The organism is Klebsiella michiganensis, from assembly GCF_015139575.1.
GTDB classification, from domain to species: domain Bacteria; phylum Pseudomonadota; class Gammaproteobacteria; order Enterobacterales; family Enterobacteriaceae; genus Klebsiella; species Klebsiella michiganensis.
The window spans coordinates 4,745,597-4,770,461 of the sequence record NZ_AP022547.1; the positions used below are offsets into that span (position 1 = coordinate 4,745,597).

Annotated in this window: 22 protein-coding genes and 1 pseudogene; 12 read left to right on the forward strand and 11 right to left on the reverse strand. The window is 56.6% G+C overall.

Features of this window, described 5'->3' with window-relative positions; translation table 11 throughout:
* Positions 1–51 precede the first annotated feature (51 nt).
* The 5 genes from JLG71_RS22295 to JLG71_RS22315 are packed head-to-tail and all read left to right on the forward strand — an operon-like array spanning position 52 to position 4,922.
* Positions 52–1,149 (forward strand): ABC transporter ATP-binding protein, encoded by a 1,098-nt coding sequence (locus JLG71_RS22295; protein WP_116280915.1) that lies wholly within the window; start codon positions 52–54, stop codon positions 1,147–1,149.
* Positions 1,146–1,790 carry an ABC transporter permease gene (locus JLG71_RS22300; protein WP_004848024.1) on the forward strand — a complete coding sequence of 215 codons (645 nt, stop codon included), beginning with the start codon at positions 1,146–1,148 and terminating at the stop codon, positions 1,788–1,790. Before JLG71_RS22295 ends, JLG71_RS22300 begins: the two co-directional genes overlap by 4 nt.
* Positions 1,791–1,792: 2 nt before the next feature.
* A complete protein-coding gene (locus JLG71_RS22305) occupies positions 1,793–2,473 on the forward strand; it encodes an ABC transporter permease (RefSeq protein WP_014228066.1) in 681 nt (226 codons plus the stop codon).
* A 30-nt stretch (positions 2,474–2,503) separates the two neighbouring features.
* Positions 2,504–3,379, forward strand: a complete 876-nt coding sequence (locus JLG71_RS22310; protein WP_200913822.1) for an ABC transporter substrate-binding protein — start codon at positions 2,504–2,506, stop codon at positions 3,377–3,379.
* 10 nt (positions 3,380–3,389) lie between these two features.
* Positions 3,390–4,922, forward strand: coding sequence for an HAL/PAL/TAL family ammonia-lyase (locus tag JLG71_RS22315; RefSeq protein ID WP_064358626.1), 1,533 nt, complete (start codon positions 3,390–3,392; stop codon positions 4,920–4,922).
* A 33-nt stretch (positions 4,923–4,955) separates the two neighbouring features.
* On the opposite strand, the gene JLG71_RS22320 is transcribed toward JLG71_RS22315, so the two are convergent.
* Both JLG71_RS22320 and hutC read right to left on the reverse strand, forming a co-directional pair.
* Positions 4,956–5,513, reverse strand: a complete 558-nt coding sequence (locus JLG71_RS22320) for a HutD/Ves family protein (protein ID WP_200913823.1) — start codon at positions 5,511–5,513, stop codon at positions 4,956–4,958.
* Positions 5,510–6,271, reverse strand: coding sequence for a histidine utilization repressor (gene hutC, locus JLG71_RS22325; protein ID WP_004848014.1), 762 nt, complete (start codon positions 6,269–6,271; stop codon positions 5,510–5,512). Before hutC ends, JLG71_RS22320 begins: the two co-directional genes overlap by 4 nt.
* Positions 6,272–6,373: 102 nt before the next feature.
* Between hutC and JLG71_RS22330 the strand changes: the two genes are divergently transcribed.
* On the forward strand, positions 6,374–7,741 hold the full coding sequence (locus JLG71_RS22330; protein ID WP_196546913.1) for a formimidoylglutamate deiminase: 1,368 nt from the start codon (positions 6,374–6,376) through the stop codon (positions 7,739–7,741).
* Between the two features lie 74 nt (positions 7,742–7,815).
* Here JLG71_RS22330 and JLG71_RS22335 read toward each other — a convergent pair whose 3' ends face one another.
* The 4 genes from JLG71_RS22335 to JLG71_RS22350 form a co-directional block, all read right to left on the reverse strand.
* The gene (locus JLG71_RS22335; RefSeq protein WP_200913824.1) at positions 7,816–9,105 is read right to left on the reverse strand and encodes an anaerobic C4-dicarboxylate transporter family protein; all 1,290 of its coding nucleotides are present in this window, start codon (positions 9,103–9,105) and stop codon (positions 7,816–7,818) included.
* A gap of 115 nt (positions 9,106–9,220) precedes the next feature.
* Positions 9,221–10,069, reverse strand: a complete 849-nt coding sequence (locus JLG71_RS22340) for a fumarylacetoacetate hydrolase family protein (protein WP_200913825.1) — start codon at positions 10,067–10,069, stop codon at positions 9,221–9,223.
* 142 nt (positions 10,070–10,211) lie between these two features.
* Positions 10,212–11,141: a dihydrodipicolinate synthase family protein gene (locus tag JLG71_RS22345; protein WP_004848004.1), complete on the reverse strand. Its 930-nt coding sequence runs from the start codon at positions 11,139–11,141 to the stop codon at positions 10,212–10,214.
* A gap of 252 nt (positions 11,142–11,393) precedes the next feature.
* Positions 11,394–12,425: a LacI family DNA-binding transcriptional regulator gene (locus tag JLG71_RS22350; RefSeq protein WP_116280929.1), complete on the reverse strand. Its 1,032-nt coding sequence runs from the start codon at positions 12,423–12,425 to the stop codon at positions 11,394–11,396.
* A 437-nt stretch (positions 12,426–12,862) separates the two neighbouring features.
* Here JLG71_RS22350 and JLG71_RS22355 point away from each other — a divergent pair, with 437 nt between their 5' ends.
* A complete protein-coding gene (locus JLG71_RS22355; RefSeq protein WP_025107246.1) occupies positions 12,863–14,260 on the forward strand; it encodes an MFS transporter in 1,398 nt (465 codons plus the stop codon).
* A gap of 122 nt (positions 14,261–14,382) precedes the next feature.
* Positions 14,383–15,723 carry a carbohydrate porin gene (locus JLG71_RS22360; protein WP_014228059.1) on the forward strand — a complete coding sequence of 447 codons (1,341 nt, stop codon included), beginning with the start codon at positions 14,383–14,385 and terminating at the stop codon, positions 15,721–15,723.
* A gap of 184 nt (positions 15,724–15,907) precedes the next feature.
* Here the strand turns inward: JLG71_RS22360 and gcvA are convergent, their stop codons facing one another.
* Complete coding sequence (gene gcvA, locus JLG71_RS22365; RefSeq protein WP_064405202.1) at positions 15,908–16,816, reverse strand: transcriptional regulator GcvA; 909 nt, start codon at positions 16,814–16,816, stop codon at positions 15,908–15,910.
* A gap of 119 nt (positions 16,817–16,935) precedes the next feature.
* On the opposite strand from gcvA, the gene JLG71_RS22370 reads away from it, so the two are divergent.
* The gene (locus JLG71_RS22370) at positions 16,936–17,823 is read left to right on the forward strand and encodes a DMT family transporter (protein ID WP_200913826.1); all 888 of its coding nucleotides are present in this window, start codon (positions 16,936–16,938) and stop codon (positions 17,821–17,823) included.
* 216 nt (positions 17,824–18,039) lie between these two features.
* Here the strand turns inward: JLG71_RS22370 and JLG71_RS28485 are convergent, their stop codons facing one another.
* The 4 genes and pseudogenes from JLG71_RS28485 to JLG71_RS22385 all read right to left on the reverse strand — a co-directional run bounded on the left by JLG71_RS28485 (position 18,040) and on the right by JLG71_RS22385 (position 20,505).
* A complete protein-coding gene (locus tag JLG71_RS28485; protein WP_227630958.1) occupies positions 18,040–18,786 on the reverse strand; it encodes a class I SAM-dependent methyltransferase in 747 nt (248 codons plus the stop codon).
* A 360-nt stretch (positions 18,787–19,146) separates the two neighbouring features.
* Positions 19,147–19,674 (reverse strand): annotated as a pseudogene (locus tag JLG71_RS28490) (class I SAM-dependent methyltransferase); the annotation flags it as partial.
* An 11-nt stretch (positions 19,675–19,685) separates the two neighbouring features.
* The gene (locus JLG71_RS22380; RefSeq protein WP_200913827.1) at positions 19,686–20,237 is read right to left on the reverse strand and encodes a GNAT family N-acetyltransferase; all 552 of its coding nucleotides are present in this window, start codon (positions 20,235–20,237) and stop codon (positions 19,686–19,688) included.
* 10 nt (positions 20,238–20,247) lie between these two features.
* Positions 20,248–20,505: a YjhX family toxin gene (locus JLG71_RS22385; protein ID WP_004110819.1), complete on the reverse strand. Its 258-nt coding sequence runs from the start codon at positions 20,503–20,505 to the stop codon at positions 20,248–20,250.
* Between the two features lie 675 nt (positions 20,506–21,180).
* On the opposite strand from JLG71_RS22385, the gene uxuA reads away from it, so the two are divergent.
* The 3 genes from uxuA to uxuR all read left to right on the forward strand — a co-directional run bounded on the left by uxuA (position 21,181) and on the right by uxuR (position 24,829).
* The gene (gene uxuA, locus JLG71_RS22390) at positions 21,181–22,365 is read left to right on the forward strand and encodes a mannonate dehydratase (protein WP_200913828.1); all 1,185 of its coding nucleotides are present in this window, start codon (positions 21,181–21,183) and stop codon (positions 22,363–22,365) included.
* Between the two features lie 73 nt (positions 22,366–22,438).
* Entirely contained in the window at positions 22,439–23,914 is a 1,476-nt protein-coding gene (locus JLG71_RS22395) for a fructuronate reductase (RefSeq protein WP_014228053.1), read from the forward strand.
* A 138-nt stretch (positions 23,915–24,052) separates the two neighbouring features.
* Positions 24,053–24,829 (forward strand): Uxu operon transcriptional regulator, encoded by a 777-nt coding sequence (uxuR, locus tag JLG71_RS22400; RefSeq protein WP_185219607.1) that lies wholly within the window; start codon positions 24,053–24,055, stop codon positions 24,827–24,829.
* The last annotated feature ends 36 nt before the right edge of the window (positions 24,830–24,865 follow it).

Here is a 24,865-nt window from a genome sequence, read left to right on the forward strand (position 1 = left end):
GTGACTCCCCTGTATTCGGGAACACCACACACAACAATCAGAGGCGTGAAGATGATTACCTTCCAGAATGTGACTAAGCACTACGACAACGGTTCGGTCGTAGTAGATGGCCTTAGCCTGGTAGCGCCGGGGGGCAAAATTACGGTATTTGTCGGCCCTTCGGGCTGTGGAAAAACCACCTCATTGCGGATGATTAACCGGTTAGTGGAACCGTCATCGGGCCGGATCCTGCTTAACGGCGAAGCCACCGAGCAAATGGATATCGTGCAACTGCGCCGCCGTATTGGCTATGTCATTCAAAATGCAGGTTTATTCCCCCACAAAAACATTATCGATAACATTGCCACCACCGCGATTCTCAACGGCGCCGCCAAAAGTAAAGCCAGAGCCAGAGCCGGGGAATTACTGGAAGTCGTCGGTCTGGATCCGCAAATCGCCAAACGCTTCCCCTGGCAGCTTTCCGGAGGCCAGCAGCAGCGCGTGGGCGTTGCCCGCGCCCTGGCGGCAGACCCGGAGTTTATGTTGATGGACGAACCGTTCAGCGCGGTCGACCCGGTGGTCCGCGAACAGCTGCAGGAAGAGTTTTTGCGTATTCAGAAAGAGGTGAGCAAAACCATCATTATGGTCACTCACGATATTGATGAAGCCATGAAGCTCGGCGACCTGGTCGCGGTACTTAAACCTGGCGGCAAGCTGGCGCAGATGGCCTCCCCAGGCAAACTGCTCAATACGCCGCAAAACGCCTTTGTGGCGGACTTTATCGGCAAAGACAGAGGCTATCGCAAACTGAGTTTCCACGCCGCCGACACAGAAACCGGGTTACGCGACGAGCCCTATGCCGAGCTGGACTGTTCCTTCGAGCAGGCCAAAGAGATGGCCATCGACCGCTGGCTGCTGGTTACCCAAAACGGCAAAGCGTTTGGCTGGTTCGACACCCATCAGCCGGCAACAGCGATTACCCACGACAACATCAATCTGGGGGCGACGTTCCACCAGCAGGGGAGCCCGTTGCGCCATTTGCTGGACGCTGCGCTGAGCTCGCCCAACCATCGGGCCGTGATCGTCGATGAACGGCAAATCCCGCTGGGGACCATCCACCTCGATCAAGTACTCGACATGTGTAAATCCACGCGCCAGGAGGGAGCATGAGATTCGATTGGCTATGGGCGCAGAGCGATAAAATCTTCAACCTGTTTCTCTGGCACAGCTATCTCGCAATTGTGCCGGTAGTGATAGGGTTAATTCTGGCGATCCCTGTCGGCTGGGGCATTCACCACCTGCCATCGGTCAAGTCGGCGATCGTTAACCTGTTTGGCCTACTCTATACCATTCCGTCACTGGCGCTGTTTGTGCTGCTGCCCCCGCTGCTCCACACGCAGATTCTGGACCCCATTAATGTTGTGGTCGCACTGACCATCTACAGCTTTGCGCTACTGGTTCGCACCGTCTGCGACGGGCTGGACTCCGTATCGGCCGATACCCGTCAGTCCGCGGCAGCGCTCGGGTATAAACCCGCTCAGCAGTTTTTCCAGATCGACCTGCCGCTGGCCGTGCCGGTGATTGGTTCCGGCCTGCGCGTTGCCGTGGTGTCTAACGTCAGTATCGTTTCCGTCGCGGCATTAATTGGCGCACCGCAGCTCGGCTCGCTGTTTACCCTGGGCTTCCAGCTGCAATTTCTGACGCCCATCATCGCCGGGATCGCGCTCAGCATCATTCTGGCGCTGCTGCTGGATATGCTGGTGGTTTACGCCACTCGTCAACTCAGCCGCTGGCAACCTCAGAGAGGATAATTATGCTTACCTGGTTTATGGATCCCATCCACTGGTTTGGTGAGGGCGGCATTTTCCCCCTTCTGGCGCAGCACATCAGCTATAGCGCTGTCGCTCTGGCGATCGCCTTTATCATCGCGTTTCCCGTCGGCTGCTACACCGGCCATACCGGTAAAGGGGAAGGCCTGCTCATCGGTACCACCAACGCCCTGCGCTCCCTGCCCTCATTTGGGCTGATTATTCTGCTGGTGATTTTACTTTCCGGCGAGTTTGAGTCCGATATGGCCTTTATTCTGCCCTGTATTCTGGTGCTGGTGGCGCTGGCGCTCCCGCCGATTGCGCTGGGTGTGCATGCGGGTATTCGCGCGCTCGATCCCTATGTCCTTGATGCCGCTCGCGGCATGGGGATGACGCGGCTGCAGATCCTGCTACAGGTGGAGTTGCCCTGCGCGCTTCCGCTGATCCTCTCCGGCGTGCGCAGCGCCACGTTGCAGATTATTTCCACCGCCACCATCGCAGCCTATGTCTCGCTGGGGGGATTCGGACGTCTGATTATTGACGGACGCGCGGCGAACGATTTCAGCCAGATGATCGCCGGCGCCATGCTGGTGGCGCTACTGGCTTTACTGATCGACTGCTTGTTCTCTTTCTCGCAAAAAATAGTCGTTTCACCCGGTATTACCCGGCGTATTAAAAACCCATAACCTCATTCCACTGCTCAAAAGGATACCTCAATGAATATGAAAAAACGTATTTTGACGCTGTGTTCAGCGCTGCTGCTGTCGGCGACCTCATCGGCCTGGGCCGCGCCGAAAGTCATTGTCGGTTCTGCAGACTTCCCGGAAAGCCAACTGCTGGGCACCATTTATGCGGGTGCGTTAGAAGCGCAAAATATCCCGGTGGAGAAAAAGCTGAACATCGGCAGCCGCGAAGTGTATATCCCGGCGCTGCTGGACGGTTCCATCACGCTGATCCCGGAATACAGCGGCGCGCTGTTGAGCTATCTGGATGCGAAAAATGCGGCACACGGTAGTGAGGACGTCGCCAGAGAGCTGGCCGCTAAGCTGCCGGAGAAAGTTAAAATGTTGCAGATCTCCCAGGCTCAGGATATCGACGTTCTGGCCGTGACGCAGAAAACCGCCGATAAATATAAACTGAAAACCATCGCCGATTTACAGCCTGTTGCCAGCCAGCTGGTGCTGGGCGGCCCGGCGGAATGGAAAACCCGCCATGAGGGGCTCTCCGGCCTGCGCGACGTGTACGGGCTGAACTTTAAGAGTTTTAAAGTGCTGGACGTCGGCGGGCCGCTGACGCTCAGCGCCATGAAAAATAACCAGGTCCAGGTCGCCGATCTGCTTTCAACCTCGCCAGCAATCAAAAAAGATAGCCTTGTCGTGCTGGAAGACACAAAACATCTGTTCGCGGCGCAAAATATTGTGCCAATCGTCGCCAGTGAAGCGCTGAATGACGCCGTGACCACCACGCTGAACAAAGTCTCTGCTCAGCTAACGACTGAAGATCTGATCGACATGAACGAGCAAATTGCCGAATTTGTCAGCATCGACGATATCGCGCATCAGTGGCTGGTAAAACACGGATTTAGCCAATAAGGTCGCAGACATGACAACTCCTCTGAACGGCAGCATTACCCTCGGGCAGGCACCGGGTACTGTGGATGAGATAGTGCGGATTGCCGACGGCGCGCCGATCGCGCTGGAGAAGGCCGCGCTGGATAATATGGCGCGGGTCAGCAGCCGTATCCAGCGCGCCATTGAACAAGGCCAGGTAATCTACGGGCTGACGACCGGCGTCGGCGATCTGGTCACCACCCGGCTTTCCCCGGACAGGATGACGGATACTCAGCTGAATATGCTGCGCAGCCACGCCTGCGGAGTCGGTCCGGACCTGACGGTGCGTGAAGTGCGGGCCATGATGGCGGTGACGTTAAAATCCCTGCTGCAGGGATACAGCGGCGTTACCCCGGCGCTGGCGCAGCGTATCGCCGATATGTTGAACCGTCAGGTCACGCCGTGGTCACCCGCCGGCGGCTCCGTCGGTTACCTGATTGCCACCGCCCATATCGGCCTTGCGGTCTTCGGCGAGGGCAAATGCTGGTATCAGGGAGAACTGCTGCCGGCGCAACAGGCGCTGACGCGGGCAGGTATCCCGCCCTATGTTCCCGGCCCCAGAGAGGGTCACGCGTTGGTCGGCGGCACCTATGAGATCACCGCGCTGGGCTGCCTGGCCGTGGCGGATTTCCAGCGTCTGCTCCCCGTCGCCGATATGGCGGGCGGGATGTGCCTCGAGGCCATGCGGGGCAATACGCGCGGCTACGATGCCCGCCTGCACGCCCTGCGCCCTCATCCCGGACAGCAGGAAACCGCGCAAAACCTGCGCCGCCTGCTGAAAGGCAGCGAGATCCTGGCGCGTTATCGCGACCACCGGGTTCAGGACGCGCTTAGTTTACGCTGTATCCCCCAGATCCACGGCGCGGTGCGCGACCAGCTGACCCACTGTCGTCAGATTATGACCATCGAACTCAATTCGGTGACCGATAATCCGCTGTTTCTGGTAGAAGAAGACAGGCTTATCGTGATGCCAGGGGGCAACGGTCACGGTGCGCCAACGGCGCTGGCGCTGGATGCGCTGGCCGTTGCGATTGCCCAGTTGAGCACCGCTTCCCAGGCCCGTTGCGACCGAATAACCAATACGCATCTCAGCGGGCTGCCGGCCTTTCTTATCTCGCCGGATTCGGGGTACTCCGGGATGATGATCCCACCCTACGTCGCCGCTGCGCTGGCGGGCGATAACCGCAGTCTGGCCGGCCCGGCCAGTATCCACACGGTATCCACCTGCGCCGGTCAGGAAGATCATGTCAGCATGGGGGTTGCCGCCGCACGTAAAGCGCTTAAGGCGGTAGAAAACGCCGTGGACATCGTCGCCATCGAACTGCTGTGCGCCTGTCAGGCGCTGGAGTTCCATCGCCCGCTGCGTGCCGCCGTGGGCAGCGAGGCGACGCTGGAGAGAGTGCGTCAGGCGGTGCCGTTCCGGGATAAAGATACGCTGCTCTACCCCGATATACATGCGCTACGCGCCCTGATTAATCAGGGCGAACTCAGCGCGATGCTGCAGGCATTGTGCGAAGAGGAGTGACAACAGGCGCCGCAGGAGGAACCTGCGGCGTGATTAAAGGGGAACCAGCGTGATGCGGGCCAGACGCGCGCCCGGAGAGTCCTGGATAACCAGCGCTACCGCTTCATCCACCAGCAGACTGTCGTAATGTTCCAGTAAATAGCGTTGGTCGCCGATGCTCACCCGCAACGCGGGCCCGGCATTAAACAATATCCGCAGTCCGCCCTGATGCGACCACGTCCCCGCCCCGCACCAGCTCACCGTCGCCCGCAGAGCGGCTTCCCGGTAAATCACATTAAAATCCAGCAGCGGGCCGCCGACAATCTCACAGGATACGCCGCTCGCGCCGTTAAACCCCAGCGCCTGGAAAGGCGCAATCAATGAGCTGCGCTGCCCATCGATTGTCAGGTACATCCCGCCGCCTTCCAGCACGCTGATATTGCGCAGGTAGCCGGGAAATGCGGAGAACGGACCAGGCTGGCGAATGGTCGCCAGGGAAATACGCCAGTCATATTCCCCCGCTTCCGGATAGCGGGCCACTTCGCGCGTCACGCCCTGGCCGTTTTTCCAGGGCATTTCCGTATACAACCCGGCAGGGAGCAGACGGATCATTTGCGCATGCTCCCTTCCAGGCGGTAACGCGGACCGGGATAGACCAGGCGCACGCTGGTGACGATTTTCTTCTCCTGACGGCCGGTCCACGTCCGACGATTGACCAGCAGACAAGGCGTATGTTCATCAATTTCCAGGTAAACACACTCGGCCCGCGTGACGTTGACCGCTTCAATAACGTGTTCGCCTTCAACAATCGGCGCAATTGAGGAGAGATAGGCGTTCGGCGTGATACGTGTAAAATCCTGCTGCAGGTAGTCCGGCACAACCTGCATATTCACCAGTCGGTCTTCCAGCATAACCGGTACGCCATTTTCATAATGGCAAATCAGCGAATGGTACAGACCGCAACCCTGCTGCATGCCAAAGCTGAACGCCTGCTGGGCATCGGCTTCGATTTCCGTCAGTCTGAAGACTCTGGCGTGGTGGCGATGGCCACGGCTGGCGATTTCGTCAGCGATATTGTTAATGTCCAGCAGCGCCGACTGGCCGCGAATTTCGGCGACAAAAGTACCGACCCCCTGCATCCGCACCAGCAAGCCCTCCGCGGTCAGTTCTCGCAACGCGCGGTTAATCGTCATTCTGCTATAGCCAAACAGCGTGACCAGTTCGCTTTCAGAAGGAACACGGTAATTCGCGGGCCATGCCCCGCTGTGGATCTTGGTTTTGATCATGGCCTTTACCCTTTCATAAAAGGGGGCGGGATGTTCAAGTAACTCATCCATGGAATCCGAATTTGACAGGTCGTTACGCGCCATTAACCATTCCTCATATGCTGACGTTGTCAGTTTACTCTATGACCTGTTAGATGTATATATATGTACATGTATATACATTAGCACTGATAATAAGGTGGTAAAATGGCAGTCTGGTTGGCAGAAAAAGCGCTGTTGCCTGATGGCTGGGCAAATAATGTCGGCATAACCGTGTCCGAAGAAGGCATCATAACCGCGCTGGAAAAGAACGCAGCGCCGAATCCGCAGGCGACGCGCATCAAAGGGGTCGTCGTGCCGGGTATGCCGAACCTGCACTCCCATGCCTTCCAGCGGGCGATGGCCGGGTTAACGGAGGTGGCGGGAAACCCGTCGGATAGCTTCTGGACCTGGCGGGATCTGATGTACAGGCTGGTAGATAAAATTACGCCAGAACAGCTGGAAACCATCGCCAGCTATCTGTACATCGAAATGCTCAAAGCCGGGTACACCTCGGTCGCCGAATTCCACTATCTGCATCACAGCAGCAGCGGCGCGCCTTATGAAGAGCGGACGGAATTAGCGCTGCGTATCGCCAGCGCGGCGAAACATACCGGCATCGGCCTGACGCTGCTGCCCGTCCTGTACAGTTACGCCGGGTTTGGCGCGCAGCCGCCCTCCGTTGGACAGCGCCGCTTTATCAACGATAGCGACAGCTACCTGACAATGTACGAGTCGCTCACATCGCGGCTGGCCGGCGAGCCAATGCAGCGCACCGGTCTGTGCTTCCACTCATTACGGGCCGTTACGCCGGAGCAGATTGGCGCCATTCTGGACTGCCATCCTGGCCAGCAGCCGATTCATATTCATATTGCTGAACAGCAAAAAGAGGTGGATGACTGCCTGGCCTGGTCCGGCGAACGCCCGGTGGAGTGGCTGTACAACCATCTCCCCGTGGATTCGCGCTGGTGCCTGATCCACGCCACTCATCTGACGCCTCAGGAAACGATGAAGATCGCCACATCCGGTGCGGTGGCCGGCCTGTGCCTGACCACCGAAGCCAATCTCGGCGATGGCATATTCCCTGGCCCACAATATCTGGAGCATAACGGCGTCTGGGGAATTGGTTCCGACAGCCACATTAGCGTCAGCGTCAGCGAGGATTTACGCTGGTTCGAATACGGGCAGCGCCTGATAGCCCAGCGCCGTAACCGGCTCATCGTCCCAGGCGAACCTCACGTCGGTAACGTGCTGTATCAAGGGGCGCTACGAGGCGGCGCCAGAGCGCTGGGCCAAAACATTGGCCAGCTAAGCGTAGGATATCGGGCCGATCTGGTCGTATTGGATAGCCAGAATCCCTTTATCGCCAGCGCAGAAGACCAGATGCTGCTCAACCGCTGGATCTTCGCCTGCTCATCTAATCCCATTACCGCGGTGATGACTGGCGGACGCTGGGTGATTGAGGATGGGCATCACCATAAAGAAGAATCTGTCTCACAGGCATTTATTCAGGTAATGAAAGATCTTGCAGCCTGATATCGAAAAAAGCGGTTCACCGACGGTGAACCGTTTTGTTTTCGGATGTATTCAAAGTAAAAGCCTCAGGCGATTCACTGAATCCAATAAGCCAGCCCCGCGGCGAAGAGCATTGAAAGCAGGACCGATGCCAGGCCAGGCAGCAGAAAAGGGTGATCGATAATATGTCGGCCCAGTCTGGTGGAGCCGGTATCATCCAGCTCTACCGCCGCCAGCAGCGTCGGATAGTTTGGCAGAATAAAAAGAGAAGCCGTTGCCGGGAAGCAGGCAACCAAAATAGCCGGGGCAACGCCCATACTCAGCGCGGCGGGGAATAAAATTTTTGTGGAGGCCGCCTGAGAATACAAGAAGCATGAGGCCGCCATAATAATAATGGCCAGCATCATGGGCGAATCCAGCAAGTGTGACGAGACCGCGCTTTGCAACCACTGTTGATTACTGTCCATAAAGGTTGAACCCAGCCAGGCGACGCCGAGAATACAGATGCAGGAGGTCATCCCGGTTTTAAACACCGAGCCGGACGGGACCTTGTGTACGTTAACCCGGCAGCACACCACAATCAGCAGCGCAACCCCCATCATCACCCCTACCCGCGCCTGTCCGCTGCTCATGACCGGATGGGCAATCAGCCCGAGTTTCGGACTGGTGACAATCGCATAAACCAGCACCACAACCAACCCGATGATAAAAATCAGCACCGAACGACCGGCACAGGGCGGGATCGCCCGCGCAGTCCTTGCCTGCACCTGAACCGGATTGTCATTGAGCCGATCCTGCTGGCGGATCCTGTCCCAGCACAGGTAAAAAACGGAGGTGACCAGCAGCGCCAGAAAGGTGGACGGGATTGATACCGCAATAAGCTCAATATAGCCCCAGCCAGAATGGCCCTTTTCCAGAATCCCCGAGAAGAAAATCACCGCCGCAGAAATGGGCGACGCCACAATGCCCAGCAAAGAGGCGCCGACCGAAAGAGCAAGCGCCCGGGTGGGTTTTATATTGTTCTCTTTCGCCACGCCGACAATAACCGGCATACAGGCAAAAGAGACCTGCCCGGTGCTGGCCATCATGGTTAATAGCCAGGTGGAAAGCGGCGCGGTGATGACTAACAATCGCGGATAGCGGCGCAGCAGGCGCTCGGTGAGGTCAACAAGGTATTCAATACCGCCGGCCTCCTGCATGGCGGCAATCGCCACGATCACCACCATGATAAATACGATAACCAGCATCGGCATATCACCCGGCGTGGCGCCGAGCGCGCTGAGGACAATCACGCCGGCGCCGCCGGCAAACCCCACGCCGATCCCCCCGACCCGCATGCCGATGTACAGAAACAGCAGCACCACCAGAAACTGAACCAATATCATATATTGCCTCCACGGCTCCCTGTCCGGCATTAACCCTTTACATGATTAAATGGCCTGCAAGTCCTGGCCGCCGGGCAAACGCGCTCTCACCCTGTTTTTGGATACAAACGATAACTTATCGCGCTACCGCGGCATCGCTGCGCACGCTATTCATCAGGCATCCGATCTGCTCAATCTCGACTTCCACCCTGTCCCCGGGCTGCATAAAGAGCGGCGGGGTACGTTTTTTTCCGATGCCTCCGGGCGTGCCGGTCAGAATGACATCTCCCGGAGAGAGCGCGCTGAAGGTGCTGATATACGCAATGAGTTCGGCAATTGAATACAACATGCTGCCCGTATTATCCTGCTGCACCGTCTGGCCATTCAGCCGGGTGGTAATATTCAGATTTTGCGGGTCGGGGATAGCGTCCGCGGTCACCAGCCAGGGGCCGAAGCCGCCCGTCGCTGGCCAGTTTTTGCCGCCGGTAAAGCAGGCATGCTGCCAGTCGCGCACGGAGCCATCCATATAGCAGCTGTAGCCGGCAACATAATGCAGCGCCTCCTGCTCTGGTATATTGCGTCCTCCACGGCCCATCACCAGCGCCATTTCGCCTTCATAGTCAAACTGATTGCTGCGTTCCGGCTTGAGGAGCGGTGCCAGATGCCCGGTCTGTGAATCCGCAAAGCGGATGAATAGCACTGGGTTAGAGGGCTTCTCGTCACCGGCAGCGTTTTTATCGCGATAATTCACGCCAGCGCAGATAATTTTTTTCGGTTCAGTAATGACCGGCAGGAAAGCGATCTCGTCGAAAGAATAGTTCGCCTGTTTCGCAGACGGCGGCAGAGTATCAACAAGATGAAGATGCGGTATAAATTCCAGCAGGCTGCCATATTGAGGAAACCGCGCCTGCAGATCGATGACGCCGTCAGCGGTCGCCAGGCCATATTTGTTTTTATCATTAACGCGAAAGCTTAATAGTTTCATAAATCACCCAGCAATATACAGAGGTGAAAGCCCCGACGTTATGATGAAGAGCAGCAAAAAATACCGGGGCGAAGTAACCGATGATCCGCAATACAGTAAGCGATATCTCTGCATTGCGGATTAACAACAGACGCAGAATAAATTAACCGACGCGGCCCAGCTCAGCGGCGCGCATGGCGTCGTGGATCTCTTTTTCAGCGCCATTTTCGAGCGGCAGCAGCGGAGAGCGAACGGTGGCATGTTCAAGGATCCCGCGCGCAACCAGAGCATGTTTAAGGGCCACGGTACCTTCCATGTGCGAACCGCGGTGGTAGACGCTTTTGGTCACCGGCAGCAGTCGGTCGTGCAGCTCACGCGCTTTAACGTAATCGCCCGCTTTACCCGCCTTAATCATTTCAATTAACGGCTCAGGCGCGATATTGCCGTAGCCGACCAGGAAGCCATCCACATCAAAGGCGGTATGCAGCAGATATTCATCGTGGCAGCTTAAGATTTGCAGATCCGGACGCTCGCGGCGAATAACCGGAATTTCGGTATCCCAGCGGCGCATATTACGTACGCCATTCTTCATGGCAAATACGCCCGGCTGCGCGGAGATATCCAGCAGCGTTTTCAGGTTGTAGGTAGCTTTAGTGACATCCGGATACTGGAAAAGAATCAGCGGCAGGCCGCTTTCTTCGTACACCACGCGGTAGCGATCCTGAGGCGCGCCATCCTGATAGCCAAAGCGCAGCCAGCCGTGGGAAGGATAGAGCAAACCGGCGGATGCGCCGGCGGCAACGGCGCGCTTCGCCTCCAGCGCAGCCACTTCCGTCCCTTCCCCGGTGATGCCGGCAATAATCGGAAGCTTATCATCCACGGACTTCACAAACGCGCGGATCACATTCGCCTGCTCTTCCTGGGTCAGAAAAGTCCCCTCCCCTGCATGTCCCAGCACCACCAGACCTTTCACCCCGTCGATGCTGCCCAGCCAGCTGCCGAGGCGCTGAATGGCATCATAGTCTACGCGTCCATCGCGAGTGAAGGGTGTAACCGGAGCCGGAGTCAAACCTCTCAGATCGATGTTAATCATAAATATCCCCTTGATGAGTAAGCATTTGTTTACGGTTAAGCGATTCTTTGAAACGGAAGTGAAATCGTTTCTGCAATCGTTTTCACAACGTTGACATTGAACCTCAAAAATAAAACCGTCAACGCCATGTTGGTTAAAAATGCAACGCAGATCACAAACTAAACCGCGATCTGCATCCGGGATGAGATCCGTTATACAAAATTCAACCCTCCCCGCTTTCTCCTGGAAAGTCGGGGGAGGATCGCAGGGGGATTATTTACGTGGAGACGCGGTAGACTTACGGGGAATAAGGGAAGGCGTGGTAATCCGAATATTATTATTTATCTCTGGATTCAATAACATATCAACCGCATTGCTGGCGATATGCTCCAGCGGCGTTCTGACCGAGGTCAGCGCCACGGGCAGTCTGCTCACCAGGGGAATATCATTGTAACCGACCAGGGAGAGATCTTCGCCAATCACCAGCCCCTGCTGGTGCGCGGCCGCGAGGACGCCGATCGCCAGTTCGTCATTGACGGCAAATAGCGCGCTCGGGCGATGAGGCTGGCTGAGAATTTTCATTCCCTGCTGCTCCCCCGAGGCGATATTAAAATCTGAATGACAGCACCATTCCGCTTCGATCCTGAGCCCGGCTTCCTGCATTGCCCGCTCAAAGCCCTTACGCCGGTTGCGCGCGTTGGAGGCAAAATCAGGGCCGCCAATCAGGCCAATATCGCGGTGGCCTAAATCAATCAGGTGTCGGGTAGCCAGATAGCCGCCAAGCTCATCGTCCCCGACCGATGAGGGGCTAAAACCGTCGGTACGCAGCGCCAGAACGTGGGGCACATCCCGTTCACGCAGGGTTTGCGGCAAAGGATCGTCCAGCCGGCAGGTAGACATGATCAACCCATCCACGCGGCGATCCAGCAGCGATTCCACGGCGTTTTTCTCCTGCTCCTTGCTATCACCGCAGGTCGCAACGATCGCGAAATAGCCTCGCCTGGCCGCCGCCCTGGCTATCTCTTCGAAAAGCATCGCCGTAACGGCATCGGTCAGCCTCGGCACCAGGACGCCAAGCGTTCCGGTATCGCCCCGGCGCAGGCTGGAAGCAACATAGTCCCGACGGTAGCCCAGCTCACGGGCCACCTGGCGAATTTTCTCTGCCGAGGCGCTGCGCGAGGTGGGTAACCGTTCATCGAGTACGCGCGAAACGGTCGAGACGCTCACGCCCGCAGCGCGAGCAACATCCCGCATTGTCGCCAGCTTTTTTTCCGGCAAATCGTTCAGTTCACTTTCTTGATCCATCTGCTGCTCCAACTCATCAATGCGGGTAAAAATCCGTGTTGCCCGTTCAACGGATACCATCGTGCAAACCGTGGGGTTAAAGGATCTTACGTCAAACCTCGCCCGGACAAAAGGAATGGTGCTTCACTTTGCCGGGTTCATTCGGCTGGTCGTTAATTCACATTTCTTATCCATTTTGCTTTGCATTCGCCGCTTCGCCTTTTTGCGCGTGAGTTTTTTCAGATTGTGAACTGCTCGACATTTATACAACAGGCGTAATTGACTTAGCGGCGAATCCAGCAAAGGATTAGCTGCAAGTGAAATCGATTGCAGTAACGTTATCATAAACACATCAGGACAGCATTATATGCAGCACGTCGATGAATAAGGGTTCGTTGCCCTGTGGTTATTCAGAACCTTACGTGTATGCCCCAGACAACGTTTAACAGGGTAATACTATGTCAACTCAGGCCATTGCTTCAGATTACGCCGTTGCCAGCGGAACGGCGTCCACGCCAGACGCGCTGCTGGCAAGGCTGGAACGCCTCCCCATCACCCGACGGCTGAAAGCGATCCGCGTTATCGTCGGCTTATCGACGTTTTTCGATGCCTATACCATTATTGCAATCGCATTTGCGCTCCCCCAGCTTACCCAGGAGTGGGGTCTCACGCCGACGTTTGTCGGTCTTATTATTGCGGCCAGCTACGTGGGCCAGCTGTGCGGCGCCCTGTTTTTCGGCTCGCTGGCGGAAAAAATAGGCCGTATCGGCGTATTGCGTATCACCATCATCATGTTCGTACTCATGGATGCGGCCTGCCTTTTTGCCTGGAACGGCTGGTCAATTCTTGTTATTCGCTTTTTACAGGGGGTGGGTATCGGTGCGGAAGTCCCCGTTGCCAGCGCCTATATCAATGAATTTGTCGGTGCCAAAAAGCGCGGGCGTTTCTTTTTGTTGTATGAAGTGATTTTCCCTATCGGCATGATGTTTGCCGGATTGGTGGGGTATTTTCTGGTGCCCATCTATGGCTGGAAGGTCATGTTTTTAATTGGCTTAGTCCCCTCCGCGCTGACCGTTCCCCTGCGCTGGCTCATGCCGGAATCACCGCGCTGGTTGACAGCAAAAGGGAGGCTGAAGGAAGCGGACAGCATCGTATCGACGCTGGAATCAGAGGTCATCAGGCGCGGGATGACGTTGCCCGAACCGGAAATAAAAGCCCCCGCGGTGCAAAAAGCGGCTCCGGAAGGGGTTAAAGCCCTCTTTGGCGGTATCTATAAATCCCGCACCTTTATGCTCTGGGGACTGTGGCTGACGGTTTATAGCGTCAACAACGGAATGATCACCTGGTTTCCAACCCTCTACAAAACCTGGTTTAACCTCTCCCTCGATACCAGTCTGGCCTACGGCTGGATCACCTCTTCCTGCGGCGTCGTGGCTTCGGTGATCTGCGCCTTGATGATCGACCGCGTCGGGCGCAAGCGCTGGTACACATGGGCCTTTTTACTGGCCGTCGTTCCGCTGATCGCCCTCTCCGTTCTGGGCGCGAAATCCGCCGTTGAAATTCTGATTCTGGGCAGCCTGACCTACGCCATTCTGCAGACCATCGCTTTCTCGCTTTATCTGTACGCGGCAGAGCTTTATCCCACCCGACTGCGCGCTATCGGCACCGCGTATTCCAGCGCATGGCTCCGGGCGGGGTCATCCATCGGCCCACTGATGGTCGGTTTTATCGTCAGCGGCTTCGGGATCCGCTTTGTGTTTATCACTTTCGCGGTCATTGCGCTGATTGGCGGCTTAATTACCTGGCTTTTTGCCATTGAAACCAAAGGAAAATCGTTAGAAGAGCTGTCGCCATAGACGGCCTGTGGCTCCGGGAAACGCGGAGCCACCTCTGACGGGAGGTCGGCGCAGCCGGCTGATTCAGCTGCGCCTTACCGGGAATTATTCATAGACCTGGATCATTAACAGGCGGTAAAAACATGAACAAACTCATCCACAGCGGCACGATGCTGCTGGCTTTACTACACCCTTTACAGACGCTGGCCAACGAGACGCTTTTTTCTCCCACCGCAAAAAACATGACCGGAGAATGGGGAGGCGTGCGTACGGATCTGCGCCGTCATGGTTATGATTTTACGCTGGAATATAGCGCAATGACGGCCACGAATATCTCCGGCGGTTACGATCGCGATAAAACCCTGCGCTACAGCGACCAGTATATTCTCGGCGTAAATATGGATCTGGAAAAGATTTTAGGTATTCACGACGGTGAATTTAAAGCGTCGGTGAATAATCGTAACGGGCGAGATCTGACTCAGGATCGCCTTCAGGATCCGCGCGCGCCGGTAATAGGCTCCGGTGTTCAGAGCAACTACGGTCGGGGGCAAACATGGCACGCGACGCAGTTTTGGTTCAAAAAAACCGGGTGGGATAAGAAGCTGGATCTCAAGGTGGGCCTGATGCCGCCGGGAGAGGATTTTGATAACAACGGCTGCTTTTTTCAAAACCTGTCGCTGTGCGGCTCTTTAGCCGGACACGGCAGCGGCGTCTGGTATAACACCCCCATAGGCCAGTGGGGCGGCCGTATTAAATACAGCCCTGCCCCGGCGCTTTACGTCCAGGCCGGCGCGTTTCAGTACAATCCTGCCTACGCCACCCGCCACGGAAGCTTCCAGCTGGATGGTACCGGGCATCTGGGGTACATGTACCTTTTTGAACTGGGATATCGACCTACTCTCGGCGCGGCAAAACTCCCCGGCATCTGGAAACTCGGGGGATGGTATAACACGGCGGACGCCAATGATGTGCTGGATGATGACAATGGCGATCCCTATGTGCTCACGCACCAGGCCGCCCGGCGACACGACGGCCGCTACGGAGGTTATCTCTATGTCGTCCAGCAGCTGACCTACTCGAGCAGCCAGCGCCAACGTGGCCTTAGCCTTTTCGGGCATCTGGCAATGAATGATAAAGATACGGCGACAATGGACTATCAGATTCAGGCCGGAGCCATTTATCAAGGCCCTTTCGCCAGCCGTCCGCAGGACTTTATCAGCTTCGGCGTCAGTAAAATGCACGCCAACGACAGAGTCGCCCGTCGGGCGCAGCTCCTGAACCAGATGCGGGGGATCGATGATTATGATAACCCTCTGTATGTTCCGGTTCGCAGAGCCGAGTATGCCGCAGAGCTGCATTATAGCTTTCGCGCGACGCCATGGCTGACCGTGCGCCCTAACCTGCAGCTGCTCGTTCATCCGGGAGGAAGCGAAGAGATTAAAAACGCCTGGGTGCTCGGCAATCAGGTGACCGTCAAATTCTGATAAAACGGGCTGCCGCCGTCAGGCCTGCTGTATTCAGCAATACGCAGCCTCTCAACGCTTTAGCGCACCGGAATCAACGACCAGACACATGTCTTTCCAGGGGGAGAGGAGATTATCTCCCCATTTCTCCCCCCACGTCATAGGGAATTCAGAGGGAGTACGGACAGAACTGGGGTCAGCTTCTTTATATAACCCTCTTGTCTATCGCGGGAAATTCTTTGGTCGCGGTCGTGGTTATCCAGTCACGGAAACGCCGGCATATCTTCTGCAAGACCGCGGACTCGTCGTACACCAGATAGTACGCAATCGGCGTATCAACCGGTATTTTTAGCGGGTTAATCAGCAAACCACTCTTCAGTTCTTCACAAATAAGAGAACTGCGCACGAGCGCGATACCTTTGCCCGCGATTGCGGCCTCAATCACGCCGTTGGAATCGATGAAAACGGGCCCCGTGTCTGTCTTCAAATTGCTAATACCCAGAGCACGAAACCAGAGAGCCCAGTCCAGCCTGTGTTCATCGTGCAGCAGCGTGTATTCAGCCATATCGCCCGGTGATGAGAGCTCGTCCTCTGATGCGATTAACCGGGGGCTACAGACCGGGAGGAGTTTATCGTTTATCAGGCACTCAGACTCCAGCCCGGGATAGTCACCAGCCCCGTGTCGGATGGCGAAATCAATCCCTTCAGACAGTAAATCAACCTGCCTGTTGGTGGTACTGATTTGCACTTCCACGCCCGCGTTAGCTTTTTCAAATGCAGGCAGCCGCGGCAGGAGCCATTGGATGGCAAAACCACTTGTGCAACTGACCGTCACTTTGTTTGCCTTTCCTTCATTCATTAAGCGCTGTGTTGCTTCTGCTATCTGATTGAAAGCCGGCCTTATCGCCCGCAGATAGATGCGTCCTTCGGTTGTCAGTTCGAGACGGCGAGGACTACGTATGAACAACCGGCTGTTCGTCATGCTTTCCAGCTTAGCAATCTGTTGGCTGACCGCGCTGGATGTCACGCATAACTCATCGGCAGCCGCTTTCATACTCATCAGCCTTGCCGCAGACTCAAAACACATAAGCGCATGTAAAGGTGGCATTTTCATCGGCTACACGACTTCATGAATTAGAAAAGCTTAAGTATAAACAAAAATCTTGTTTGTCAGTACGCCCGCCCTGTTTCACAGTTGCGTTGTGACTTCTCATTCAAATAAAAGGAACCGCTATGCGCATTGCTGATTATCTTCGGTTATTGTTGCTCGCCGCTATCTGGGGCGCGAGTTTTCTCTTTATGCGTATAGCCGTACCGCAGTTTGGCGCTATTAACACGGCTTTTTTGCGCGTCTTTTTTGGTTTCACAGGACTCGCGGTTATTTTATTTATCTTTAAATCTTCTTTTGACTTTAAAGATAAATTTAAGTCCTCTGTGATGCTTGGCGTCATTAATTCTGGATTACCCTTCCTGATGTATTGCCTGGCTGCCAAATGGTTACCGGCTGGGTATTCAGCCATTCTGAATGCAACAACGCCGTTGATGGGGGCGGTGATTGGGTTTGCATTTTTTGCAGAGAAATTAACATTCAGAAAATGGGCTGGCATGCTCCTGGGCATTGTCGGGATCATCGAGATCGCCACAATTGGTGAACCCCTGTCAGCTGAGAAACAAATTGCCGGCGTTATTGCCTGCCTCATCGCGACCAGTTGCTATGCGATCGCCGGTTTTCTGACGCGTAGCTGGATTTCAAATAAAGGTGGACTCGATCCTAAAATCGTGGCCTTCGGTAGTCAGATAGGTGCGTCCTTTTTTTTGCTACCCTTTTTTATATGGAGCACCCATAGTGGACCGACCGTTAACTGGTTACAGCAAGAGGCATGGATAAGCGTCATTGCCGCAGGAGCGATCTGTACCGCATTTGCCTACATACTCTATTTCCGGCTTATCGCTGATATCGGCCCCTTACGTTCATTAACAGTGACCTTTTTAATTCCTCCATTTGGCATGCTATGGGGATACATGGTACTGAACGAAACCGTTAACAATGGTTTTGTTATCGGGGCGATCATTATAGGTATTGCTGTCTGGATGGTTGTGAGCCCGGAAAAAAATAATTAGCGAGGGAGTACGCAGAGTCAAATTGACGTGCATTCAGTGCCAGAAATCCCCAAGAAATTATCCTGAAAACGTAATGAATATGGCCAGTTCGCCGCTAACCGGCTGCTGTCCCGGGCAATGCGTAAACTGACAAGAGAACACCCAGGGACGCCCTTTCCTGCGGTTCTGAACCCCCCTGATCCCGGCATAGCCTTCCTGCTATGCCGGGTATTTCAACTACCGCTTGATTAACGCAAACACGCCCCAGCCAAAGTATTCACGCGTATAAGTCGTATGGCGTTTTGGCGCCATCGTCAGCTCCGCCCGGACTTCTGGCACAAACTCATCATCGGGGTTTTCCTCCAACCAACGGCGCATGGTGAGCCATTTCGCCGCTTCGTAGCGGTCCCAACCTTCCTGGTCCGCCAGCACCATTTCGACGAGGTCATAGCCAAGCGCATCGTAAGAGGAGACCAGATCGGCAAGCGTCAGAAAGTCGGCGAGCGAAGAGGCGCCACAGGCCTGTGCTATCTCTTCCGTTGCCGGTACCTGGCGCCAGTACGGTTCGCCGATCAGCAGCATACCGCCGGGCTTGAGGCTTTTGCTCAGCAGCTCGATAGTCCCGGCGACGCCGCCGGCGATCCAGGTCGCGCCCACGCAGGCGGCGATGTCGCATTTTTCCTCGGCCACATAACCGGCGGCGTCCTGGTGAATAAACGTCACGCGGTCGGCAACGCCGAGCTCTTCTGCCCGCAGCTTAGCCTGCTCGCTGAACAGCGCGCTCATGTCGACGCCGATGCCGCGAATGCCGTGTTCGCGCGCCCAGGTACAGAGCATCTCCCCCGAACCGCTGCCAAGGTCGAGTATCCGGGTTCCGGCCTTCATTCGCAGCGCGCGGCCAAGAGCGGCGTATTTTTCCGGCGTAAACGGGTTATGGATGCGGTGAGCGCTTTCACTAATGGTGAAAATACGTGGAATATCCAATGGTTGAATTCCTTTTATGGGTTTTGCGGAAAGAGAATCGGGAACGTTTTTTTCGGCCAGCAGCGCGTACAGCTTGCCGGTAAAGGTTTCGCTGACCGGCCATTCCGCCTCATCCGGGCGAGTAATGGTGGTCAAACCCGCCGTGCGCAGCAGGTCGAGATAAGCATCATCATGCCAGGCGGTCATCCGGCTGCCGAAGCGCGTCACCTTGCCGCTCTCTTCAATCGCCATAAACCGCGTGGAGCTGGTTTGCGCCGCCGGATCCCAGGCGTGCTCCGTCAGCAGCAGGTGCGGAACATCAAGAAACAGCCCCTGCGGACAGCGCTGCCAGCCGGGATCGGCCATTCCCTGACGTTTAACCTCTGCATAGGTATGAACCTCGATGAGCAGCTTTCCCCACGGAACCAGCCACTGCGCGCAGCGATGAACCAGCGAGCGGGCCTCAGCCGCGCTGAACACGTTCAGTTCACCGAAGGTCATCATAATGAAATCAAACTGGGTTTCCGGCGCGTACTCGCGAACGTCCTGCTGGTGATAGGCAATATCAAGCCCGGCCGCCTGCGCCTGCTGCCGGGCCCAGGCGATCGACGCCGGCGAAAAATCCACGCCCGTACAGTAAAAGCCGCGCTCCGCCAGCAGGCGGGTGTAAAAGCCCGGCCCGCAGCCGAGGTCCAGAATGCGCGCTCCGGCGGGTAGCTGTCCGACAATCCACGCGACCTGTTGTTCGATAACCGCCCGCCTGCGGCTGGCCCAGTCGTGCTCCTGCGACAGATGGTTCTCCAGCATACGCTGGCTAAAAGCCGGTTCATCCCAGGGGATTTTGCGCTCCCGGGATGACAACGCGATATGCCTGGAACCTGTAATAATCGTGCCAATAGTCATCATCATCTCCTTATTGATTACTCGCGCCAGTGCTCGGGTTTCATTAACGCCCGGGCGCACTGTATCTGGCCCGTTCGTCCCAGCGGCTGAGACGAAATCGGCTGCAGCATCCAGCAGGCTTTATGCGCCTCGGGAATCGGATAAGGCGCCGGATAGCCTTTATCTCCCGCGCATGGCTCAAACCCGTGCCTGGGGTAGTAAGCGGCGTGGCCCAGAACAAATACCATCTGGCTTCCCATTGCTTTCAACTGCTCAATGCCGTGCCGGATAAGCTCTCCGCCAACGCCCACGCCCTGGTATTCCGGCACCACCGCCAGGGGAGCAAGGATGTGCATCATCGGCGAGTCCGGCTCCCCTTTGAACGTCGCCCGGGTGAATAAAATATGCCCAACCGCCTCTCCGTTATGCCTGGCCAGCAGCGATAGCGTCGGGCAGGCACTCTCATCGTTGAGCAAATCGGCCACCAGCCTGGCCTCTTTGCTGTAGCCGAAAGCCCGGGTTTCGACGTCGAGAATGTCATCGGTATCGCCTTCAGAGGCGACATGAAAAGTGAAGCTGTGGTTTGTCATCAGAGGCTCCTTAGCGATTGTCCAGCTGTGCGCGGACGTTATTCAGCCCGGTGGTATTGATGCGGTAGGGCTGTCCGTTGACGGACTTAATCAGCTTTTTGGTTTTGAGTTTTTTGAAAACGGCGAGCGTGCAGTCGCTGAGCAGGAGCCCTTCGCGGCTGTAGCATTCAACAGAGGTGACGCGGCCTGATGCATCGCGGATGTGCGCGATCCGGCCACCTTTAGCGAGAACGTGTAAGGTACGTTGTTCCTGACGGGATAGATTCATACTGAAGAAACCTGTTAATCATCATGCGTAAAAACGAGCCAACACCCGCAGGTGTTCGCGTAAGGTTTAAGCGCAGCGATAACCAGTCCGGCCTGAAAAGGTCGGGAAGCTGATTATCTGATGATGACATTCTCCAGCATCAAAGCCTCGGTGAGAGTTGAAAAGGTATTTACCAGCGGAATGATAACACGTAGTTTTTATATGGAAATCGTAATAATCAAAAAGTGTGATCTGCTGCGAGTCCGTACGCGCTCCGGCCGGCATCAATGACCGCCTCCGTTCTTCTGGTCGATAGGTTTGGCACATTGGTTAACCATTTCGCAACACGACGCTACCCGCCGCGCACTGACCCTATGCCCATGAAGAATTCCACTTCCCCGGTTCTGAGTAATCTCTTGAAGTACATGAAAAATGCTTAACACTAACGCCAGCAGAATCAGCCCGCGCCCCGTGGCGGTTTAACAATGCCGCCCTGTTTAACGTTCCCTCCCCTTCACGCATCTCCGTCACACTTTGGTTTACCAATTTGCCATTCATGGTTGACATGTTCGACCAATTGGAGGAATTTATACGCCATATCGTCTGGTTTCCCCTCCGTTACGATGGTTGACCGGAACCGACGCTACCATCAAAGCAGCGGCCTGAAGCAGGTCAATAACGTGAAAGAGGTTAAGCATGGAACAGACATGGCGCTGGTATGGCCCTAACGATCCGGTCACTTTAGCTGACGTCCGTCAGGCGGGCGCGACCGGAGTGGTTACCGCCCTGCACCATATTCCGAACGGTGAAGTGTGGACGGTTGACGAAATCCTCAAGCGTAAAGCCATCGTGGAAGCCGCCGGGCTGGTATGGTCGGTGGTCGAAAGCGTACCGATTCACGAAGAGATCAAAACCCATACCGGCAACTACGCGAAGTGGATCGCTAACTACCAGCAGAGCCTGCGCAATCTGGCCCAGTGCGGCATCCGTACCGTGTGCTACAACTTTATGCCGGTCCTCGACTGGACCCGTACCGACCTGGAATACGTCCTGCCGGATGGCTCCAAAGCCCTGCGTTTCGATCAAATTGAATTCGCCGCCTTTGAACTGCATATCCTCAAGCGTCCGGGCGCGGAAGCGGACTACACCGCCGAAGAGGTCGCTCAGGCGAATCAGCGTTTCGCCGCCATGAGCGATGAAGATAAAGCGCGCCTGACCCGCAACATTATCGCCGGTCTGCCGGGCGCGGAAGAGGGATATACCCTCGACCAGTTCCGCCAGCACCTTGCCACCTATAAAGATATTGATAAAGCCGCGCTGCGCGAGAATTTCGCCGTCTTCCTGAAAGCGATTATCCCCGTCGCCGAAGAGGTTGGCGTACGTATGGCGGTACACCCGGACGATCCGCCGCGCCCGATTCTCGGCCTGCCGCGCATCGTCTCGACCATTGAAGATATGCAGTGGATGGTCGACACGGTGAACAGCATGGCTAACGGCTTTACCATGTGCACCGGCTCCTACGGGGTCCGCGCCGACAACGATCTGGTGGATATGATTAAGCAGTTCGGCCCGCGCATTTACTTCACCCATCTGCGCTCTACGCTGCGCGAAGAGAACCCGAAAACGTTCCACGAAGCCGCTCACCTGCACGGCGACGTGGACATGTACGAAGTGGTGAAAGCGATTGTTGAAGAAGAGCACCGCCGTAAAGCGGAAGGCAAAGTGGATCTTATCCCTATGCGTCCTGACCACGGCCACCAGATGCTCGACGATCTGAAAAAGAAAACCAACCCCGGCTATTCCGCGATTGGTCGCCTGAAAGGGCTGGCTGAAGTTCGCGGCGTCGAGCTGGCGATTCAGCGCGCTTTTTTTAGCCGCTAATTCCTGACTGGCGGGGCCGACGTCCCGCCTTTACCTCTTCGGCCGCCTTTTGCGGCCCACTCTGGAGTTTGCTATGACTGCAACCATTGCCGACAGCAACCTGCCGGTGACGCGCCCCGCGTGGGATCGTTCTCGCCTGGAATCCCGCATCGTTCACCTGGGCTGCGGCGCATTTCACCGCGCGCATCAGGCGCTTTATACCCATCATCTGCTGGAAACCAGCGACAGCGACTGGGGCATCTGCGAAGTCAACCTGATGCCGGGCAACGATCGCGTTCTGATTGAACAGCTGAAAAATCAGCAGCTGCTCTACACGGTGGCGGAAAAAGGCGCTGACAGCACCGCGCTGAAAATTATCGGTTCGATGAAAGAGGCGCTGCATCCGGAAATCGACGGCTGTGACGGCATTCTGCGCGCCATGACGCGTCCGCACACGGCAATCGTCTCCCTGACGGTCACTGAAAAAGGCTACTGCACCGATGCGGCCAGCGGCCAGCTCGATCTCAACAACCCGCTGATTCAACACGACCTCGCCAACCCGACGACGCCGAAATCCGCCATAGGCTATATCGTCGAAGCGCTGCGCCTGCGCCGTGAGCAGGGGCTTGAGGCCTTTACGGTGATGTCCTGCGATAACGTCCGCGAGAATGGCCACGTGGCGAAAGTGGCGGTGCTTGGTCTGGCCCAGGCGCGCGACCCGCTGCTGGCGGCGTGGATTGAAGCCCATGCCACCTTCCCGTGCACCATGGTTGACCGCATCGTACCCGCGGCGACGCCGGAAACGCTGCAGGAGATTGCCGACCAGCTTGGGGTCTACGATCCGTGCGCCATCGCCTGCGAACCGTTCCGCCAGTGGGTGATTGAAGATAGCTTCGTCAGCGGCCGCCCGGCGTGGGATAAAGTCGGCGCGCAGTTTGTTGAAGACGTCGTGCCGTTTGAAATGATGAAGCTGCGGATGCTCAACGGCAGCCACTCCTTCCTGGCGTATCTTGGCTATCTCGGCGGCTATGAAACCATCGCCGATACCATGACCAACCCGGCCTATCGTGAAGCGGCTTTCGCCCTGATGATGCAGGAGCAGGCGCCGACGCTCTCCATGCCGGAAGGCACCGATCTCCAGGCCTACGCCACGCTGCTGATTGCCCGTTTCAGCAACCCGTCGCTGCGCCACCGTACCTGGCAGATCGCCATGGACGGTAGCCAGAAGCTGCCGCAGCGCCTGCTGGATCCCATCCGTCTGCATCTGCAAAACGGCAGCAGCTGGCGCCATCTGGCGCTCGGCGTGGCGGGCTGGATGCGCTATACCCAGGGCATCGACGAGCGGGGGCAGCCTATTGATGTCGTCGACCCGCTGCTGGCGGAGATCCAACAGATCAACCAGCGTTTTCAGGGCGCAGAACGCGTCGCCGCGCTGCTGGCGTTAAGCGGAATTTTTGCCCACGATCTGCCGGACAATAGCGATTTTATTGCGGCGGTGACGCAGGCTTACCACGCGCTGTGCGAACGCGGCGCCCGCGAGTGCGTTGCGGCGCTCGGCGGCGGCCTGTAACGCTCTGTCCTGCCACGGGTCAACTGAACACCAGTGTGGTTGACCCGTTTTCCCACTCTCCGCGCACGGGGAGGTGCCAACCCCCTGGCCAGATGCTATAGTCAGCCACCGGGCTATCGCATCTCACAACATAACATCATGAAATCACAAACTTCTCAGCACAGACCCTATCAGGAAGTCGGCGCGTTGATCCGCAATCTGATCGTCCAGACGCCCTATAACCCCGGCGATCGCTTACCGCCGGAACGCGAAATCGCCGAGATGCTGGACGTGACCCGCACCGTGGTCCGCGAGGCGCTGATCATGCTGGAGATTAAAGGGCTGGTCGAAGTGCGCCGCGGCGCCGGGATCTACGTGCTCGATAACGCCGTCGGAGAAGGCGTGGCGGAGAGCGCGGACATCAATCATTGCAATGATGCCGGTCCGTTTGAACTGCTGCAGGCCCGCCAGCTGCTGGAGAGCAATATCGCCGAATTTGCCGCCCTGCAGGCAACCCGGGAAGATATCATCAAAATGCGCCAGGCTTTGCAGCTGGAAGAGCGCGAGCTGGCCAGCAGCGCGCCGGGCGGCTCCGAAAGCGGCGATATGCAGTTTCATCTGGCCATTGCCGAAGCGACCCACAACAGTATGCTGGTCGAGCTGTTCAGGCAGTCATGGCAGTGGCGGGAAAATAACCCCATGTGGATCCAGCTGCACCGCCATCTCGGCGATACCCACTACCGCCAGGAGTGGCTGGTGGATCACAAACGGATCCTCGCCGCCTTAATCAAAAAAGACGCCCGGGCGGCCAAGCTTGCCATGTGGCAGCATCTGGAAAACGTCAAACGCCGCCTGCTGGAGTTCTCCAACGTCGATGATATCTACTTCGACGGCTACCTGTTCGACTCCTGGCCGCTGGACAACGCAGACGCCTGATCCCTGCCGCTGGCGCACGGATAGCGGCCGTCCGCG

Coding starts and splice junctions, on each gene's coding strand:
- JLG71_RS22295 (WP_116280915.1), top strand. CDS start 52: ATGATTACCTTCCAGAATGTGACTAAGCACTACGACAACGGTTCGGTC.
- JLG71_RS22300 (WP_004848024.1), top strand. CDS start 1,146: ATGAGATTCGATTGGCTATGGGCGCAGAGCGATAAAATCTTCAACCTG.
- JLG71_RS22305 (WP_014228066.1), top strand. CDS start 1,793: ATGCTTACCTGGTTTATGGATCCCATCCACTGGTTTGGTGAGGGCGGC.
- JLG71_RS22310 (WP_200913822.1), top strand. CDS start 2,504: ATGAATATGAAAAAACGTATTTTGACGCTGTGTTCAGCGCTGCTGCTG.
- JLG71_RS22315 (WP_064358626.1), top strand. CDS start 3,390: ATGACAACTCCTCTGAACGGCAGCATTACCCTCGGGCAGGCACCGGGT.
- JLG71_RS22320 (WP_200913823.1), bottom strand. CDS start 5,513: ATGATCCGTCTGCTCCCTGCCGGGTTGTATACGGAAATGCCCTGGAAA.
- hutC (WP_004848014.1), bottom strand. CDS start 6,271: ATGGCGCGTAACGACCTGTCAAATTCGGATTCCATGGATGAGTTACTT.
- JLG71_RS22330 (WP_196546913.1), top strand. CDS start 6,374: ATGGCAGTCTGGTTGGCAGAAAAAGCGCTGTTGCCTGATGGCTGGGCA.
- JLG71_RS22335 (WP_200913824.1), bottom strand. CDS start 9,105: ATGATATTGGTTCAGTTTCTGGTGGTGCTGCTGTTTCTGTACATCGGC.
- JLG71_RS22340 (WP_200913825.1), bottom strand. CDS start 10,069: ATGAAACTATTAAGCTTTCGCGTTAATGATAAAAACAAATATGGCCTG.
- JLG71_RS22345 (WP_004848004.1), bottom strand. CDS start 11,141: ATGATTAACATCGATCTGAGAGGTTTGACTCCGGCTCCGGTTACACCC.
- JLG71_RS22350 (WP_116280929.1), bottom strand. CDS start 12,425: ATGGATCAAGAAAGTGAACTGAACGATTTGCCGGAAAAAAAGCTGGCG.
- JLG71_RS22355 (WP_025107246.1), top strand. CDS start 12,863: ATGTCAACTCAGGCCATTGCTTCAGATTACGCCGTTGCCAGCGGAACG.
- JLG71_RS22360 (WP_014228059.1), top strand. CDS start 14,383: ATGAACAAACTCATCCACAGCGGCACGATGCTGCTGGCTTTACTACAC.
- gcvA (WP_064405202.1), bottom strand. CDS start 16,816: ATGAAAATGCCACCTTTACATGCGCTTATGTGTTTTGAGTCTGCGGCA.
- JLG71_RS22370 (WP_200913826.1), top strand. CDS start 16,936: ATGCGCATTGCTGATTATCTTCGGTTATTGTTGCTCGCCGCTATCTGG.
- JLG71_RS22380 (WP_200913827.1), bottom strand. CDS start 20,237: ATGACAAACCACAGCTTCACTTTTCATGTCGCCTCTGAAGGCGATACC.
- JLG71_RS22385 (WP_004110819.1), bottom strand. CDS start 20,505: ATGAATCTATCCCGTCAGGAACAACGTACCTTACACGTTCTCGCTAAA.
- uxuA (WP_200913828.1), top strand. CDS start 21,181: ATGGAACAGACATGGCGCTGGTATGGCCCTAACGATCCGGTCACTTTA.
- JLG71_RS22395 (WP_014228053.1), top strand. CDS start 22,439: ATGACTGCAACCATTGCCGACAGCAACCTGCCGGTGACGCGCCCCGCG.
- uxuR (WP_185219607.1), top strand. CDS start 24,053: ATGAAATCACAAACTTCTCAGCACAGACCCTATCAGGAAGTCGGCGCG.